19 protein-coding genes are annotated in these 18,468 nt (G+C 28.3%); all 19 read left to right on the forward strand.

The window, feature by feature from the left end; all coding sequences use genetic code 11:
- Positions 1-195: 195 nt before the first annotated feature.
- The 19 genes from spoIIGA (at position 196) to NSA50_RS10505 (ending at position 18,446) form a co-directional block, all read left to right on the forward strand.
- The gene (gene spoIIGA / locus NSA50_RS10415) at positions 196-993 is read left to right on the forward strand and encodes a sigma-E processing peptidase SpoIIGA (protein WP_257444949.1); all 798 of its coding nucleotides are present in this window, start codon (positions 196-198) and stop codon (positions 991-993) included.
- Between the two features lie 8 nt (positions 994-1,001).
- Positions 1,002-1,709, forward strand: coding sequence for an RNA polymerase sporulation sigma factor SigE (sigE, locus tag NSA50_RS10420; protein WP_257444951.1), 708 nt, complete (start codon positions 1,002-1,004; stop codon positions 1,707-1,709).
- 81 nt (positions 1,710-1,790) lie between these two features.
- A complete protein-coding gene (gene sigG / locus NSA50_RS10425; RefSeq protein WP_195263673.1) occupies positions 1,791-2,564 on the forward strand; it encodes an RNA polymerase sporulation sigma factor SigG in 774 nt (257 codons plus the stop codon).
- A 127-nt stretch (positions 2,565-2,691) separates the two neighbouring features.
- Positions 2,692-3,009, forward strand: a complete 318-nt coding sequence (locus NSA50_RS10430; protein ID WP_195263672.1) for a YlmC/YmxH family sporulation protein — start codon at positions 2,692-2,694, stop codon at positions 3,007-3,009.
- Positions 3,010-3,089: 80 nt separating this feature from the next.
- Positions 3,090-3,545 carry a transcriptional regulator NrdR gene (gene nrdR, locus NSA50_RS10435; protein WP_195263671.1) on the forward strand — a complete coding sequence of 152 codons (456 nt, stop codon included), beginning with the start codon at positions 3,090-3,092 and terminating at the stop codon, positions 3,543-3,545.
- 161 nt (positions 3,546-3,706) lie between these two features.
- Positions 3,707-4,444: a peptidoglycan editing factor PgeF gene (gene pgeF, locus NSA50_RS10440; protein WP_195263670.1), complete on the forward strand. Its 738-nt coding sequence runs from the start codon at positions 3,707-3,709 to the stop codon at positions 4,442-4,444.
- Between the two features lie 12 nt (positions 4,445-4,456).
- Positions 4,457-5,155 (forward strand): winged helix-turn-helix domain-containing protein, encoded by a 699-nt coding sequence (locus tag NSA50_RS10445; RefSeq protein WP_195263669.1) that lies wholly within the window; start codon positions 4,457-4,459, stop codon positions 5,153-5,155.
- A 3-nt stretch (positions 5,156-5,158) separates the two neighbouring features.
- Complete coding sequence (locus NSA50_RS10450) at positions 5,159-6,865, forward strand: HAMP domain-containing sensor histidine kinase (RefSeq protein WP_257444956.1); 1,707 nt, start codon at positions 5,159-5,161, stop codon at positions 6,863-6,865.
- A 192-nt stretch (positions 6,866-7,057) separates the two neighbouring features.
- On the forward strand, positions 7,058-7,903 hold the full coding sequence (locus tag NSA50_RS10455; protein ID WP_257444958.1) for a phosphate ABC transporter substrate-binding protein: 846 nt from the start codon (positions 7,058-7,060) through the stop codon (positions 7,901-7,903).
- A 60-nt stretch (positions 7,904-7,963) separates the two neighbouring features.
- Positions 7,964-8,851: a phosphate ABC transporter permease subunit PstC gene (pstC, locus tag NSA50_RS10460; RefSeq protein ID WP_257444960.1), complete on the forward strand. Its 888-nt coding sequence runs from the start codon at positions 7,964-7,966 to the stop codon at positions 8,849-8,851.
- 2 nt (positions 8,852-8,853) lie between these two features.
- Positions 8,854-9,678, forward strand: coding sequence for a phosphate ABC transporter permease PstA (pstA, locus tag NSA50_RS10465; RefSeq protein ID WP_195263665.1), 825 nt, complete (start codon positions 8,854-8,856; stop codon positions 9,676-9,678).
- Between the two features lie 43 nt (positions 9,679-9,721).
- Positions 9,722-10,471 carry a phosphate ABC transporter ATP-binding protein PstB gene (gene pstB / locus NSA50_RS10470; protein ID WP_195263702.1) on the forward strand — a complete coding sequence of 250 codons (750 nt, stop codon included), beginning with the start codon at positions 9,722-9,724 and terminating at the stop codon, positions 10,469-10,471.
- Between the two features lie 23 nt (positions 10,472-10,494).
- Positions 10,495-11,151, forward strand: coding sequence for a phosphate signaling complex protein PhoU (gene phoU / locus NSA50_RS10475; RefSeq protein WP_195263664.1), 657 nt, complete (start codon positions 10,495-10,497; stop codon positions 11,149-11,151).
- A gap of 234 nt (positions 11,152-11,385) precedes the next feature.
- Positions 11,386-12,720 (forward strand): DUF512 domain-containing protein, encoded by a 1,335-nt coding sequence (locus NSA50_RS10480; protein WP_195263663.1) that lies wholly within the window; start codon positions 11,386-11,388, stop codon positions 12,718-12,720.
- A complete protein-coding gene (gene der, locus NSA50_RS10485; protein WP_195263662.1) occupies positions 12,720-14,036 on the forward strand; it encodes a ribosome biogenesis GTPase Der in 1,317 nt (438 codons plus the stop codon). Before NSA50_RS10480 ends, der begins: the two co-directional genes overlap by 1 nt.
- A 2-nt stretch (positions 14,037-14,038) precedes the next feature.
- Positions 14,039-15,034, forward strand: coding sequence for an NAD(P)H-dependent glycerol-3-phosphate dehydrogenase (locus tag NSA50_RS10490; protein ID WP_195263661.1), 996 nt, complete (start codon positions 14,039-14,041; stop codon positions 15,032-15,034).
- Between the two features lie 174 nt (positions 15,035-15,208).
- Positions 15,209-16,687 (forward strand): stage IV sporulation protein A, encoded by a 1,479-nt coding sequence (gene spoIVA, locus NSA50_RS10495; RefSeq protein ID WP_195263660.1) that lies wholly within the window; start codon positions 15,209-15,211, stop codon positions 16,685-16,687.
- A 155-nt stretch (positions 16,688-16,842) separates the two neighbouring features.
- On the forward strand, positions 16,843-17,238 hold the full coding sequence (locus NSA50_RS10500) for a PBECR3 domain-containing polyvalent protein (RefSeq protein WP_195263659.1): 396 nt from the start codon (positions 16,843-16,845) through the stop codon (positions 17,236-17,238).
- A gap of 215 nt (positions 17,239-17,453) precedes the next feature.
- Positions 17,454-18,446, forward strand: coding sequence for an asparaginase (locus tag NSA50_RS10505; RefSeq protein ID WP_195263658.1), 993 nt, complete (start codon positions 17,454-17,456; stop codon positions 18,444-18,446).
- Positions 18,447-18,468 lie beyond the last annotated feature (22 nt).

Genomic DNA, 18,468 nt, shown 5'->3' on the forward strand with positions numbered 1-18,468 from the left:
CATACTTTCTTAGTCTTTTTTGTTTTTAATGCGCATTAACAATTATAGTACTTCTTTGTTTTTTTTATTATAATAATCAAATAACTGTAGTTATATGTAATAAATAAGAGATGAAAATATATTTTGCGAAGAGTTTTTATGACAAAATTTTAAAGAGTAACAGTTTATAATTTAAGTACGAGGGGGGAGATGTATATGGTAGTTTACATAGATATACTTATAATAGAAAATTTTATTGTAAATCTATTTTTATTATTAATTACTATGAAGGTGTCTAGGTATAAATATAATAAAACTATTTATTTTGCAGCTGTAATTGGATCGCTTTATACGATAGTATTATTCTTTGAAAATAGTATTTTAACATCTTTACCATTTAAACTTTTAGTAGTCTTAATAATGGTCACAATTTCAAATAAAAGTTTTAAAATACTTAGTATTATAAAAGCTTCAATAACATTTTTAATTATGTCATTTACACTAGCTGGATTTTGTTTTAGTTTTTCGTTGATGGACAACCAGTACAGTATCTTTGATTCTTTTAAAATAAGTAATTATTCTATGAAGGATTTATTAATATCAATAATGATACTATACATAGTTATAGTTAGGGTAGTAGATTACTTAAGGGAAAGAGCTGTAATTAATAATTTTATATATGAAATTGAAATATCGGATGAAAAAAACACATTATTTATTAAAGGATTATTAGATACTGGAAATGCTTTAAGAGAGCCTGTTACTAATTTGCCTTGTATTATAATAGAAAATGATTTTTTAAATGGATTTGAGATACAAAAGGATGAAGAATTTTACATTCCTTATAGCACTATTGGAGAGGAAGGAAATTTAAAGGGGTTCAAAAGTGAAAAAGTAAGAATTCGTGGAGAAGATAAAGAATGGAGAACTATAGAAGCTATAATTTGTAGCTGTAAAAATAAATTAAGTAAGGAAAATGAATTTAACGCATTATTATCAAGAGGAGTAATATAGGTGAGAATATGATGAATTTAAGAGTATTAATAAATAGAATTTTACAAAGACTTAAAATTTTTAAGAATGAAGTCAATTACGTGGGAGGAAATGATGCACTTCCACCACCTTTAAAAAAGGAGGAAGAAGAAGAACTTGTAGAGAAACTTATACATGGTGATGAATCTATAAGGGATATATTAATTGAAAGAAACTTAAGATTAGTAGTATATATAGCAAGAAAATTTGAAAACACAGGAGTATGCGTAGAGGATTTAATTTCTGTAGGAACTATTGGATTAATAAAGGCGGTTAATACTTTTAATCCAGAGAAAAAGATAAAATTAGCTACGTACGCTTCTAGATGTATAGAAAATGAAATTTTAATGTATTTAAGAAGAAATAGTAAAGTAAAAGCAGAAATATCTTTTTATGAGCCATTAAATATTGATTGGGATGGTAATGAACTTTTATTATCAGATATTTTAGGAACTGAAAATGATATTGTTTATAATTTGATTGAAGATGAGGTTGATAGACAGTTATTATTTTTAGCATTAAAGCATTTAAATGATAGGGAAAAAGAAATAGTTAAGCTAAGATTTGGTTTAAATGGTACTAGAGAAAAGACTCAAAAAGAGGTTGCAGATATGCTTGGAATATCTCAATCATATATTTCAAGGTTAGAAAAGAAAATAATAAATCGATTGAAAAAAGAAATCAATAAAATGATATAGGTTGTCTTTAGTATAAAATTAATCACTCTCGGGGATAATTTTTAATGCAGTATGTTATTACTTCCGAAGGGGTTGATGAGCTTGATTATTAATAAAGTAGAAATATGTGGAGTAAATACTTCAAAACTACCTATATTAAAAGAAAAAGAAAAAAGAGAGTTACTTTTAAAAATGAGAGACGGAGATAAGGGTGCTAGAGAAACTTTTATTAAAGGTAATTTAAGATTGGTTTTAAGTGTTATACAAAGATTTAATAATAGAGGTGAAAATGTTGATGACTTATTCCAAGTTGGCTGTATAGGGCTAATGAAGGCAATAGATAATTTTGATTTAGGTCAAAATGTTAAATTTTCAACTTATGCAGTACCAATGATAATAGGGGAAATAAGGAGATATTTAAGGGATAATAACTCAATAAGGGTTAGTAGATCACTAAGAGATATAGCTTATAAAGCTTTATTAGTAAGAGATAAACTAATAAAGGAAAATAACAAAGAACCTACTGTTTCACAAATAGCTAAAGAACTTAATTTACCAAGAGAAGAAGTAGTATTTGCATTAGATGCTATTCAAGATCCAGTATCTCTATTTGAGCCTATATATCATGATGGTGGAGACGCCATTTATGTTATGGATCAAATAAGTGACTCAAAAAACAGTGATGAAAATTGGCTTGAAAATATATCTATAAAAGAGGCAATGAAAAAGTTAAATGATAGGGAAAAACTTATATTAACATTAAGGTTTTTTAATGGAAGAACTCAAATGGAAGTTGCTGACGAAATAGGAATATCTCAAGCTCAAGTTTCAAGATTGGAGAAAACTGCATTAAAGCATATGAGAAAGTATGTATAGAGCTCTTTTAATAGAGCTCTTTTAAAATAATAAAAGATGTACATGCTATTAATTTTGTATTGAATAAATTAAATCTTAAGAACATAAGAATATTTATTATAGGCGATTATTTAAAGGGGGATTTTTTATGGGATTATTTGATAATATCAAAACTGAAAATGAAATGTATTCTGAAGTAGAAGAAGATGATTTATTACTACATTCTTTAAATGCATTAAGAACTATGGAAGTCATAGATATTAAAACAGGATCGAAAATGGGATATATAAAAGATTTTGTTATTAATATAGAAGAAAGTAAGGTTATATCAATAATATTACCAGGAACCGCTAAGGGCTGGTTTAGTAAGGAAGAAGATTTAGAAATACCATGGAGTAAGGTTAAAAAAGCAGGAGTAGAAGTTATATTAGTTGATAGTTCTGATATAGAAGGATTTAATTTATAAAATAATATCTAGTAAAATTCTAAAAAAATCTGTATAATCTATATATACTTAAGACAATACTTAGGAAAGGCGTGAATAAAATGAGATGTCCTTTTTGCTCCTTTGAAGAGAGTAAGGTAGTAGATTCTAGATCTACAGATGATAATACTACTATTAGAAGAAGAAGAGAATGTTTGAACTGCAATAAAAGATATACTACATATGAAAAGGTTGAAGATATTCCGATATTAGTTGTTAAGAGAGATTTGACAAGAGAAAATTTTAATAAAGAAAAGATAATTAATGGTCTAATTATAGCTTGTCAAAAAAGACCAATATCAAGAAAACAAATAGAAGAGTTAGCAGAAGACGTTGAAAAGGCTATTTCAAATAAAATGATAACAGAAGTTAATTCTAAAATCATTGGAGAAATGGTAATGGAGAGGCTTAAAAATTTAGATGAAATATCATATGTTAGATTTGCTTCTGTTTATAGACAATTTAAAGATATAAATACTTTTTTAGAAGAAATTAAAAATTTGGTATCTAATGAATAAAAAGTTAACTTAAAGTAGAAATTTTCTATTTTAAGTTAACTTTTTTTATGTAAAAAACAAGATTAAAAGTAAGTTAAAACATGATTAATAAAGTAAAAAAAAATAGAAAACATACTTAATAAATGGTAAAATGTATTAAAACAAATTAAAGAGGTGACTACATGATAAACTTATCTGTAAGGGATTTTAAGTTAAAAAAAGATTTTTTAGTTTATGATTTAGGAAAAATAGAGCTAGTTTTTTCAACAGCAGAAAAAGATAGAAGTTTTAATAGACATACAGAGGATGGAGTTAATAATTTAAAAAGTATAATAAAAGATTTTGATTTAAGTGACATTGTTTATTTAAATCAAATCCATAGTGATAAAATTTATACTTATGACAAAAATTATATAAATATAAAAGATGAAGAAGGAGATGCTTTAATTACAAAAGAGAAAAATATAGCAATAGGGGTGTTTACAGCAGATTGTGTGCCAATAATAATAGTGAATGAAAAAAGTAATATAGTAGCAACTATTCATAGTGGGTGGAAGGGAACATTTAACTCAATAGCTTTGAAGACTTTATTAAGAATGAAGGATGAGTTTAATATAGATATAAATGAAACAAAGGTTTTTATAGGACCACATATAAGAAAGTGTTGTTATGAAATCTCTGAAGAATTGAAAGAAAAATTTATAGAAAAGACCATGATAGAAGAAGATAAATTATTTGATGGAAAAAATTTAAGTATGCAAGAATGTATCTTAAAAGATTTAAGAGAATTTGGGATAAATGAAAATAATATATATTCACTAAATTTATGTACACATTGTGAGAAGAATATAAAGTTATATTCATATAGAAAATCAGTTGGTACTTACGGAAGACTATTTTCATTTGCATTTATAAAATAGGGAGGAATATTAATGGCAGAAGAAAAAATACTAGTAGTTGATGATGAGGACCATATAGTAGAACTCATAAGCTATAATTTAATGAATTCAGGTTATAAAGTTTTAACTGCTAATAATGGAATAGATGCTGTTAAACTAGCAAAAGAAGAAAATCCAAAGCTTATACTATTAGATTTAATGATTCCTGGATTAGATGGATATGATGTCTGTAAAGCTATAAGAAGTGATAATGATACTAAAGATATATCGGTTATAATGTTAACAGCAAAAGGAGAAGAGTTAGATAAAATATTAGGGCTTGAGCTTGGCGCTGATGATTATATGACAAAACCTTTTTCAATAAGAGAATTACTAGCAAGAATAAAAGCAGTTTTAAGAAGAACCAAGTCATTAGGGGGAAGCGAGGAGATATTTAAGACAAAGGGAATTCTAATAAACTTTGATAGAAGAGAAGTAATTATATCTGATAAAAAAATAGATTTAACACTAAAGGAATTCGAGCTGTTAGAAATATTAATTAAAAATAAAGGGAAAATATTAACTAGAGAAACTCTTCTAGATAAAATATGGGGATATGAGTATGTTGGTGAAACGAGAACTGTAGATGTTCATATTAGATATTTAAGAAAAAAGATAGAAGTAGATGATAAAAATCCAAAGTTTATAGAAACTATAAGAGGAGTAGGATACAGATTTAATCCTAATAACTAAATTATGAAGAAGAGAATATTAGCATCATCATTAATAACTGTAATTTTTGCATTACTAATTGTAACATGTTCTTTTATAGCATTAGTAAATATTAAAGAAATAGATAAAACTAAAGAAATTTTATCTGTTTATAATAATTTAGTAATAAAATCAAATAGCTTTAAAGATGGCAATTTAGATGAGTTTAAAATAAATAATACAAAGGTAAGATTTACTTTTGTGGATAAGTATGGAAATGTATTGAAAGATACTGATGGGGAAAATCTTGAAAATCATTTAAATAGAGATGAAATAGTTGAAGCTTTAGAAGGAGGAGAAGCTTCATCTACTAGATATAGTAATACTGAAGCTACAAATGTTATTTACTATGCAACTAAAATAGATGACAATATATTAGTAAGATCATCTGTACCTTTATATACAATAAAAGTATTTTCTGAAAGTTATATTATATATTATTTTATAGTTATAGTATTTGTGATTTTATTATCATTAGGGCTTTCTTTAAAACTGATTAGAGCTATAATTTATCCTGTTAAGGAATTAGAAATTGCTACTAATAAAATTGCAAATGGTGATTATAGTAGAAGAGTTAGTATATATACAAATGATGAAATTGGATCATTAGCAAGCACTTTTAATAATATGGCAGATCAGTTGCAATCTAGAATTAGTGATTCACTAGATAAACAAAATAAGTTGGAAGCTATATTGGAAAGTATGGAGAGTGGAGTAATTGCAGTAGATAATAAGCAAAAGGTAATGCTTATTAATCCATATGCTAAAAATTTGTTTGGCATACAAAAGGATATTATAGGAGAAAATATTTCAGAGTATATAATTGATTATGATATATTAAGCTTTATGAAGAATATTCCAGCAATAGGAACAAAAGAAATAAAAATTATTCATCCAATATTAAGAGAACTTAGAATTAAGAAAGCTCCTATAATAAATGATAAGAAAATTCCAATAGGTGTAGTAATAACTGTTTTAGATATAACAGATATAAAAAGGCTTGAAAATATAAGAAGTCAGTTTGTTGCAAATGTATCTCATGAATTAAAAACACCTTTAACATCCATAAAAGGTTTTGCTGAAACACTTAAATTTGTGGAGGATTCACCTACTAGAAATAAATTTTTGGATATAATTGATAAAGAAGCAGAAAGATTAACAAATTTAATAAATGATATATTAATTCTTTCTAATATTGAAAATAATCATAAAATGAAAGATGAAAAGTTTAATCCATCAAAGGTAATAGAAGATGTTATAAATATGGTTACTCCTCAGATGAATAGTAAACAAATTGAAATAGATTTTTCGAATAATTGTACAAATGAATTGATTGGAGATAGAGATAAATTCTTTCAAATGATATTGAATTTAGTAGAAAATGCTATAAAATACTCAAATGATAAAACTTTAATAAGTATTAAGACTTATGATGTTAATGATTATACCTATATAGAAGTAGAAGATAATGGAATTGGCATCCCTAAAGAGGATTTACCAAGAATATTTGAAAGATTTTATAGGGTTGATAAATCAAGAGCTAAGGGTGGAACTGGTTTAGGATTAGCCATAGTAAAGCATATAGCTAAAATGTTTAATGGAGAAATTTTTGTTAAATCAACTTTAAATAAAGGAACTAAATTTACAATAAAATTAAGAAAAAATATAAATATAAATGATTTTACATATTAAAAAGAAAAGGCTGTATTGCCTTTTCTTTTTTTGTATTTAAATCTGAAGTAGTGTTAATTTTTCTTAACAAGATCATAACTTTTCTTAACTTTGAACTAATATTTACTTAACTTTTAGGGATTAATATAAGTATGTAGAGAAAATTAATAAATATAAAAGATTAAATTAAATTATTAATTGGAGGAGAAATTTATGAAAAGAAAGAGCTTAAAACTTATATGTACAGTTTTATTAGTTACAATAATAGGAGGAGCTTTTGTAGGTTGCGGTAATGGCGAAGAAAATGGTGAAGGTGCTGGAAAGTCAGTAACAATATCAATTTCAGGGTCGACATCAGTTGGACCGTTAATGGAAAAAATTGCAGAAAAGTATGAGGGTGACAATGGTAATGTATCAATTGAAATAAATCAAGTAGGATCTTCAGCAGGAATAAAAGATACTATAAATGGAATATCTGAAATAGGTATGTCTTCAAGAGAACTAAAGAGTGAAGAAGAAAAAGAAGTTAAGTCAACGGTTATAGCTTATGATGGTATAGCAATAATAACTAATAAAAATAATCCAATTAAAAATATTACATTAGATCAAATAAAAGGAATATTCACAGGAAAAATAACTAACTGGAGTGAAATTGAAGGTGGAAAAAATGCACCTATAGTTGTATCTTCAAGAGAAGAGGGGTCAGGAACAAGAGACGCATTCCAAGAAATAGTTGGATATAAATCAGAAGAATTAAAAGCTGATGCAATGATTTCTAATGGAAATGGGGGATTAAAAGAAATAGTTGTAGGAAATGAAAATGCAATTGGATTTGTATCTTTTGAATACTTAGATGACAAAGTAAATATTGTAAATGTTGAAAATGTTGAGCCAAAAGCTGACTTAGTAAAATCAGGGGAATATAAGATTTCAAGACCATTCTTATTAGCAACTAAGGAAGGAAACTTAAGTGAAAATGGTCAAAAACTAATTGATTTTATTTTAAGTGATGAAGGTCAAATAATAGTTAAAGAAAATAAATTAATTCCAGTTAAATAACTTTGAGTTATTAAGAATGCTCATTATCGAGAATTCTTACTTTCATAGGAGAGGATAAGCATGTTAAATGTAAAAAAAAACAACAATAGTAAATACTTAATAGAAAATGTATCAAAAGGAGTATTTTTAGTAAGTGCTCTAATTGCAGTAATAAGTTTATTGTTAATTATATGTTTTGTATTTTATAAGGGATTAACGCCTTTTGTAAGTAAAGGATATTCTTTTAAAGATTTTTTATTTGGAACAAGGTGGATTCCCAGTTCTGACCAATTTGGAATTTTACCAATGGTACTAGCATCTATTTTTGGAACTTTAGGATCTTTAATAATAGGAGTACCAATTGGAATACTGACAGCTATTTTTATAGCAGAAATTGCACCTAAAAAAGTTGGTAAAATAATATCTGGAGCCGTTGAACTTTTAGCAGGAATTCCATCAGTTTTATATGGGGTATTTGGCTTAGCGGTAATAGTACCATGGATTATGGACACATTCAGTTTACCAAAAGGGCAAAGCCTTTTAGCGATTATAATAGTTTTAGCAATTATGATGCTGCCAACAATAGTAACAGTTTCAGAAACTGCAATTAGAGCAGTTCCTAAATCATATAAAGAAGGATCTTTAGCTCTTGGAGCTTCACATATAGAAACAACTTTTAAGGTTGTTGTACCAGCTGCAAAATCAGGTATTTTAGCCGCTGTTGTTCTTGGTATAGGTAGGGCCATTGGAGAAACTATGGCAATAATATTAGTAGCAGGGAACTCAGCTATAATTCCAAGTTCATTAATGGATTCTGTAAGACCTTTAACTACGAATATTGCATTAGAAATGGGTTATGCATTCGGAACACATCAAGAAATGTTGTTTGCAACAGGAGTAATATTGTTCTTATTTATATTATTGTTAAACTTAGTATTAAGTAAACTTTCTAATAAGGAAGGTAATTAGATATGAGAAAATTTAAAGAAAATTTACTAAAAGCATTAGTATGGATTTCTGCCGGACTCACAGTTGGAGTATTAATATTTATATTAGGATTTATATTTTTAAAAGGTTATAAAGATATAAATATAAGTTTTTTAACTAAAAATTATTCCGCATCAGGTAATGGTGGGATTTTACCTATGATAGTGGCTACCTTATATACGGTTTTTATATCAATAATAGTAGCAACGCCAATAGGAATATTAGCTGCTATTTATTTAACAGAATATGCAAAGCAAGGTAAATTAGTGAAAATTATAAGATTTGCAACAGAAAGTTTATCTGGAATACCATCAATAGTATATGGATTATTTGGGTCAATATTTTTTGTTGTAACATTAAAACTTGGATATTCATTATTGGCAGGATCACTAACAGTGGCAATAATTATATTGCCAGTAATAATGAGAACCACAGAAGAAGCTTTAAAATCAGTTCCAGCATCATATAAGGAAGCATCATTGGGACTAGGAGCAACAAGATTCCAAACTCTTTATAAGGTTATAGTGCCTAGTGCTATTCCAGGTATTTTGGTTGGGGTAATACTATCAGTAGGGCGTGTAGTCGGAGAATCGGCAGCAATACTTCTAACTGCAGGTACTGTTGCTAAAATGCCTAAAGGGATAATGTCTAGTGCAAGAACACTAACAGTTCAATCCTATTTAGTGACCCAGGAATCTGGAGATATAGAACAAGCAGCAGCTGTTGGTATAGTATTAATAGCAATAATATTGATTTTAAATATTTTAGCAAAGTTAATAACTAAGAAATTTAGTAAGGCAAATTACTAATTAAGAATAAAAGCTAAGAGGTGTAAGTATGTCAAAGGAATTAATGCCTAAAATTAGAGTAAGAAATTTGAATTTATATTATGGGGATAATCAAGCATTAAAAAACATAAACATAGATTTGGAAGAAAATAAAGTAACAGCATTTATAGGACCTTCAGGATGTGGTAAATCAACATTTTTAAGAACCTTAAATAGAATGAATGATTTAATAGATAATGTTAAAATTGATGGTGAAATACTAGTTGATGGAGAAAATATTTATAAAAGTAAAGATGTTATAGCATTAAGAACAAAGGTAGGAATGGTTTTTCAAAAGCCAAATCCTTTTCCAATGTCAATTTATGATAATATAGCATATGGGCCTAGATTACATGGGATAAGCGATAAAAAAGCTTTAGATGAAATAGTTGAGAAAAGTTTAAAAGGTGCAGCACTTTGGGATGAAGTAAAGGATAGACTCAAAAAAAGTGCTTTAGGTTTATCAGGAGGACAGCAACAAAGGCTTTGTATAGCTAGAACTATAGCAGTTTCACCAGAAGTTATATTAATGGATGAGCCAACTTCTGCACTTGATCCTATTTCAACTAATAAAATGGAAGAATTGATGGAAGAGTTAAAAAAGAAATACACAGTTATAATAGTAACTCATAACATGCAACAAGCAGGAAGAATTGCTGATAAAACTGCATTTTTCTTAAATGGTGAGGTAATAGAATATGCTGATACGGAAGATATATTCTATAAGCCTAAGGATAAAAGGACAGAGGATTATATTACAGGAAGATTCGGTTAAAAATATATAAGAGGTGATTTGAAATGATGAGAGAAGTAATGAGCAACAAGATAAAATTGTTAAACTCAGAACTTATAGAAATGGCTAGCTTGGTAGAAAAACAAATATATGACGGTATGACTGCGCTTAAAAATCAAGATTTAGATTTAGCAAAGAAAGTTATGAAAAATGATGATAAGGTGGATAATCTTCAAAGAGAGATAGAAGAAAAGTGTGTAAAGTTTATGGCTACTGAATCACCAGTTGCAAGAGATTTAAGAAGTATATATACTACATCTAAAATTGTAACTGACCTTGAGCGAATGGCTGATTATGCAGTAGATATTTGCAAGATAGTTCCAAGAGTTAAAGGGGTAAATTTTTCAAATGAAATAGCACCAATTTGGCAAATAGTAGATATAATTATAAGCATGATAAAACTTGCAATTGAAGCCTATGTAAATGGAGATGAAAAAGCTGCATATGAAATTTGCGATATGGATGATAGAGTAGATGAAATTTATCAAGGCATGTTTGAGATTGTATTAAAGAAAATGGGGAAAGATGAATCCATGATAAATCAAGGAACACAAATATTATTTGCATCTAAGTATTTAGAGAGAGTTGGTGACCATGTCACTAATATATGTGAGTGGATAATATTCTCTAAGAATGGTAATTATGTTGATTTAAATGAATAGATAAAGAAAAACATCCCCTATAATGGGGATGTTTTCTGTTGACTAGAATTTATTATTAATGTAATATAACATCAAGTGATTATTATACTTAGGTGGGGTATGCTTATAATTAAATAAGCTCTCTATCACAAAAAATAAACTAAGTATTTATGGATATTTAAGTTGATTAAAAAAAGATAATGTTAATTTAGATAAACTATAAGACAATATGTTTAAGATATTGAGGTGAAAAAAATGAAAAATCTAATAAAAAAAGTAGACCTTGGAAGTATCGCGGAAGAGGTTGGAATAGAAGTTAATGACGTATTACTATCAATTAATGGCACACCTATAGATGATATTATAGATTATAAATTTTTAGCTGTAGATGAAGAAGTACTACTAGAAATTGAAAAACCTAATGGTGAAGTTTGGGAATATGAAATTGAAAAGGAATATGGAGAAAATTTAGGTCTTGAATTTGAAGGCGGAATAATGGATAAGGCAAAGAGCTGTTCTAATAAGTGTATGTTTTGTTTTATAGATCAACTTCCTAAAGGAATGAGAAATTCTTTATATTTTAAAGATGACGATTCAAGATTATCATTTTTACAAGGTAATTTTGTAACTTTAACAAATATGAAAGATGAAGACATAGATAGGATAATAAGATATAAAATAAGTCCTATAAATATTTCAGTACATACAACAAATCCAGAGCTTAGAGTAAAGATGTTGAAAAATAGATTTGCAGGAGCTATAATGGATAGACTTAAAAAGCTTAGAGATGCAGAAATTGAAATGCATGCACAAATAGTTTGTATTCCTAATGTAAATAATGGAGAAGAATTAAGAAAAACTGTTCTTGATTTATATGAATTACATCCATATGTGAAAAATGTAGCTGTTGTACCAATAGGAATTACTAAGTTTAGAGAAAACCTACCTTATGTTGATACATTTACAAAAGAAACATCAAAAAAAGAAATAATGATGATACAAGATCTACAAAAGAGGTTTATTGAAGAAACAGGAGCACCATTTGTTAGATTATCAGATGAATTTTATATAGTATCTGGATTAGATGTTCCAAACGAAGAATTTTATTCAGAATATGACCAACTAGAAGATGGGGTTGGAATGATTAGATATTATAGGGAAGTAGTGCAAAGATCAATAGAATTTCTAGATAAAAAGTCAAAAGGAAGTTTTTCAATGGTAACTGGAGAATTAGCTTATGATGAAATAAAAAGGTCTGCAGATCTTATTATGAAGCATAATTCAAACATTGAAATAGATGTATATAAGGTTATTAATAACTTCTTTGGAAATACTATAACTGTAGCAGGACTTTTAACTGGAACTGATATAATAGATCAATTAAAAGGAAAGATAAAAACAGATTATTTAATTATGCCAAGTAATATGTTTAGAAAAGGATATGAACTTGCACCTGCAGATATGGTTATGTTAGATGATTTAAGAATTGATGATGTAGAAAAAGCGTTAGGCGTTAAGGTGATAGTTTGTGATTATACAGGAGATGACCTTATTGATATAATAAATGCAAATTGTAAGGAGGAAAAATAATGGCTAAACCAATAGTAGCAATAGTTGGAAGACCAAATGTAGGTAAATCTACCCTATTTAATAAATTAGCTGGACAAAGAATATCTATAGTTCAAGATACACCGGGGGTAACTAGAGATAGAGTATATGCTCAAGCAGAATGGCTTAACTATAATTTTACAATGATAGATACTGGTGGTATAGAACCAGAAAGAGAAGATATAATAGTAAAACAAATGAGAAGGCAAGCAAATATAGCTATAGAAACTGCTGATGTCATAATATTTGTTGTGGATGGTAAGGAAGGGTTAACTCCTGCTGATCATGAAGTAGCAAATATGCTTAGAAAAAGTAAAAAAGAAGTAGTTTTAGTAGTTAATAAAGTAGATTCTTTAAAAGAGGAAGAGAACGCATGGGAATTTTATAACTTGGGAATTGGAGACCCAGTAACTATTTCAGCTTCTCAAGCATTAGGGCTTGGAGATATGCTAGATAGAGTTGTAGAAAACTTTGATAAATTTATCGAAGAAGATGAAGAAGATGAATTTATAAGAATAGCTATGATAGGAAAACCTAATGTAGGAAAATCATCTTTAATAAATAGATTATTAGGAGAAGAAAGATTGATAGTTTCTGATATCCCAGGAACAACAAGAGATTCTATAGATAGTGCTTTAGAAACTGAGCAAGGGAAGTTTGTTTTAGTTGATACAGCTGGTCTTAGAAGAAAAAGTAAGGTTAAAGAGGAAATAGAAAGATATTCAGTGATTAGAACATATACAGCTATTGAAAGAGCTGATGTATGTATATTAATGATAGATGCTACTGAAGGTGTTACTGAACAAGATGAAAAAATAATAGGTTATGCTCATGAAATGAATAAAGCTATTATGGTTATAGTAAATAAGTGGGATTTAATTGAAAAAGATGATAAAACAATGCAAAGATATAAAGAAGAACTACAAATGAATCTTAAGTTTCTAAAGTATGCAAAGTACTTATTTATATCTGCTAAGACAGGACAAAGAACACATAAGGTTTTAGAAACTGCAAAGGAATGTTATGATAACTATTCAAAGAGAATCCCTACAGGAATATTAAATGAAGTTATAAATAAAGCGGTTCTTATGAAAGAACCTCCGATAGTAGGACTTAAGAGAATGAAAATATATTATGCAACTCAAGTAGCATCAAAACCACCAAAGTTCATATTCTTTGTTAATGATTCAAGTGCATCTCATTTTTCATATGAAAGATATCTTGAAAATCAATTAAGAGAAAGCTTTGATTTTAGTGGAACAGGTATTCAAATAGAATATAGAGAAAGGAAGGAATAAGCATGAGCAAGGTGACTTTTTTAGGCGGAGGTAGTTTTGGTACTGCTTTAGGAATATTGTTAGCTAAAAAGGAAAATAATGTTAGCATATATGATAGAAATAAAAATGTTGTTGACGATATAAATATAAATAGAAAAAATAATAGATATATTAAAGATCTACATATACCTGAAAATGTCACTGCTTATACGAATCTAGATGAGGCTATAGAAGGAGCAAATTATATAGTATTATCAGTTCCATCTCATGTAATAAGAACAATTGCAAGATCATTAAAAGGTAAAATAAATGATGATGTAATTATAGTAAGTATAGCAAAGGGAATTGAAGAAGGAAGTAATTTAAGATTATCGCAAGTTATTAAAGATGAATTGCCAAATAATGAAGTTGTGATATTATCTGGACCTAGTCATGCTGAGGAAGTTGCTTTCGATATTCCAACAACTGTAGTTGTTTCTTCTGAAAATATAGAGGCTGCTAAAAAAGTTCAGGATTTATTTATTAATAAAAACTTTAGAGTATATACTAATGAAGATTTAGTAGGTGTTGAAATAGGTGGTGCAGTTAAGAATATTATTGCATTAGCAGCAGGAGTTTGTGATGGTATTGGATATGGAGATAACTCAAAGGCAGCTCTTATGACGAGGGGAATGGCCGAAATAGTTAGAGTTGGAATGAAGCTTGGAGGAAAGTCTGAGACGTTCCTTGGGCTAACAGGAATGGGTGATCTTATAGTAACTTGTACCAGTCTTCATTCTAGAAATAGGAAGGCAGGATATTTAATAGGTAAAGGAAAGACAACTGAGGAAGCTATTAAAGAAGTCGGAATGGTTGTTGAAGGTATTAAAGCATGTAAGGCTTTTTATGAAGTTAAAGAAAATTTAAATGTAGAAATGCCTATAACAGATATTTTATATAAGATTTTATTTGAAAATAAAAATCCTAAGGAAGCCGTTATAGATTTGATGGAAAGAAAAAGAAAAAGTGAAATATACTAATGAGAAAGGAGAAGTAAAGTTTACTTCTCCTTTTTCATTAGTAATAAATTATAACTAGAGACAATATATTATTATATATGTAATTGAGAAAAAATTAAAATTTAAAAAAAGTTGTATACTTTTTTCCACTCTCGAATATATATATAGTGTTAAAAATAAATAGGAGGTTACACCGTGGACAGCTTTAATATATACAAGGATATAGCTGAAAGAACACAAGGGGACATATATGTAGGTGTTGTTGGTCCAGTTAGAACAGGTAAGTCAACATTTATAAAAAAGTTTATGGACCTTATGGTAATACCAAAGATTGATAATAATTATAAGAAGGAAAGAGCAAAGGATGAACTACCTCAAAGTGGATCAGGAAAAGGCATTCACACCACAGAGCCTAAATTTATTCCAAATGAGGCTGTAGAAATTACTATTGATGAAGACATAAAATTTAAGGTTAGAATGGTTGATTGTGTTGGTTATATAGTAAAGGGTGCAGTAGGATATATGGATGGCGACCAAGCTAAAATGGTAAATACTCCATGGTATGAATACGAGATACCTTTTGAAGATGCGGCAGAAATAGGAACTAGAAAAGTAATAACAGATCATTCTACAATAGGCCTTGTGGTAACAACAGATGGAAGTATTACAGGGATAGAAAGAGATGAGTACTTAGAAGCGGAAGAAAGAGTAATAGAAGAATTAAAGGCAATAAATAAGCCTTTTATAGTTGTACTTAATACGAAATATGTTAATGCTCCAGAAACAAGAGCAATGAAGAAAGAATTAGAAGAAAAATATGATGTTACAGTTCAAGTTATGGATGTAGCTAATATGAATGAAAATGATGTAGAGGATGTATTTAAACATGTACTTAAAGAATTCCCAGTTAAAGAAATCAATATTGAAATGCCTAGCTGGGTTGAGAAGTTAGAACCAGAGCATTGGTTAAAAAAGAATTTCTTTGGTATAATTAAAGGAATGTGTGAAAACATAAGTAGAGTTAGAGATATAAAATCTACATTGAATCTATTAAAAGAGGAAGAAAACCTAGCTCCAACAGAAATGAGTTCAGTTAATTTAGGTGAAGGTAAGGCAACAATTACTATGAAACCTAAAGATGGAATATTCTATAACATATTAAGTGAAATTTGTGATTTAGATGTTAAGTCTGAAAGTGATTTATTATCATTAATAAAAGAACTTAACTTTGCTAAAAAAGAATATGATAAAGTGAAAGATGCATTAATTGATGTACGTGAAACTGGTTATGGTTTAGTTGCACCTCAATTATCAGAGATGAAATTTGAAGAACCTGAAATGGTTAAGCAAGGAACCAAGTTTGGTGTCAAATTAAAAGCATCAGCACCATCATTGCATTTTATTAAAGCTAATATAAAAACTGAGATAAGTCCTATAATGGGTTCAGAAAAAGAAAGCGAAGAGCTTGTAAAGTCTTTAATGGAACAATTTGAAAAAGATCCAGCTTCATTATGGCAAAGTAATATGTTTGGTAAACCGCTAGAAGTATTAATTAAAGAAGGATTACAAAATAAACTATATAAAATGCCTGATGATGTTCAAGTAAAGATTCAAAAAACTCTTCAAAAGATTATAAATGAAGGTAGTGGCGGATTAATCTGCATAATATTATAAGGGAGGAAGACTAGTCTTTTTTAGGCTAGTCTTTTTCTTTTTTTATACAAATTTCTAATATCGGTAAATTTATACAATGTTAATGAATAATATATTATATAAGAGATGTTTTACAAATTAAGCTCATATACACTATACAGAATTGAGGGATAGATATGGAAGACAGATTTAGTACCTATAAGAGAGTAGGGTATTTTAAAGAAAGAATGGCAGAAAACTTAGGGGTAAAATTTACAGGTACCATCTATGCATCCCCAGGGGTAATAAAGCATATTAAAAAAAGACATGGAAAACATTTGAGTAAAAAGATAGCTGGGAATTTAATAGAATGTATGAAAGATATAATTGAAGAACCAGACTATATAGGAGTATATAAGCTAACTGAAAATGGAACTCATATTGAATTGATTAAAAAGGTAGATTCTAATATACTAATAGGTATAGATATAGATAACGAGAGAGATTATATATATGTTTCTACTATGTATCCTATAACAGAAGGGAAGATAAATAATAAATTATATAGTGGAAAATTAATAAGATGGAGATAAAAATAAAAGTTGAAACATTTTAATATAAAAGCTATAATATGTATATTGGCTTAGAATAAAGAGATTATTGAGGTGAGAAATGGCTCCTCATGCGCTGGATTTTCAGTAATAAGAGATGTAGGATACGCCGACCTACCAATAATCAACTTTTACAATTTTTAAACTTTTGGGTACACCAAGAGTTTTTATTTTATAATTAACTTTAGGAGGAAACTATGAAAAAGGTAGCAGTAGTTTTTAATGGTGGAACAATTTCAATGAAGGTTGATGAAAGAATTAAAGCAGCTGTTCCAAGCTTGACTGGGGAAGAAATAATGTCAATGGTAACTGGAATAGAGGAGTTTGCAGAGGTAGAATCTCATAGCTTTTCTAGCAAGCCTTCTCCACATATGACTATACAAAATATGTTAGAGCTTAGTAAATTTATAAAAGAATTAATAGATAGAGATGATATAGATGGTGTAGTGTTAACTCATGGGACTGACACTTTGGAAGAAACAGCATATTTTTTAGATTTAACTATAGATACTGAAAAGGTCATAGTAGTTACTGGAGCAATGAGAAGTAGTTCAGAGCTTGGTTATGATGGTCCTTTTAATTTAGCGACTTCTATTTGTACAGCAATTTCAGAGGATGCTAAAGGTAGAGGTGTGTTAGTTTGTTTTAATGGAGAACTGAATTCAGCAGCTGAAGTTACAAAAGTAAATTCTATGGCACTTAATGCTTTTAAGACTCCTAACTTTGGTCCGATAGGTATAGTAGATAATAATAAAGTTTTATTTTATAGAAATACAAAAAAACATAGGGTATATCATGTAGAAAATATAATTGATGAAGTTGCTTTAATAAAATGTGTTGCAGGAATGGGTGCGGATTATATAGATTATTTTATAGATAAAGGATATAAAGGAATAGTAATTGAAGCATTAGGAAGAGGGAATGTTCCACCTACTATGGTTGATGGTATAAAAAGAGCTTTAAATAAGAATATACCTGTGGTTGTTGTATCAAGATGTTTTGAAGGAAGAGTTTATGAATCATATGGATATGATGGAGGCGGAAAGATGCTTAAGGATTTAGGGGTATTTTTTGAAGAAAGTATGCCAGGACAAAAGGCAAGAATTAAGCTTATAGTAGCTCTTTCAAGTAAAAAAGCAATTGATATTAGAGAATCATTTAAAAATAATACGAATTTTAACGGAAATTAAAATAAAATCATGCGTATATATT

The sequence above is a fragment of the Clostridium mucosae genome (assembly GCF_024622765.1).
Taxonomy (GTDB): Bacteria; Bacillota; Clostridia; order Clostridiales; family Clostridiaceae; genus Clostridium.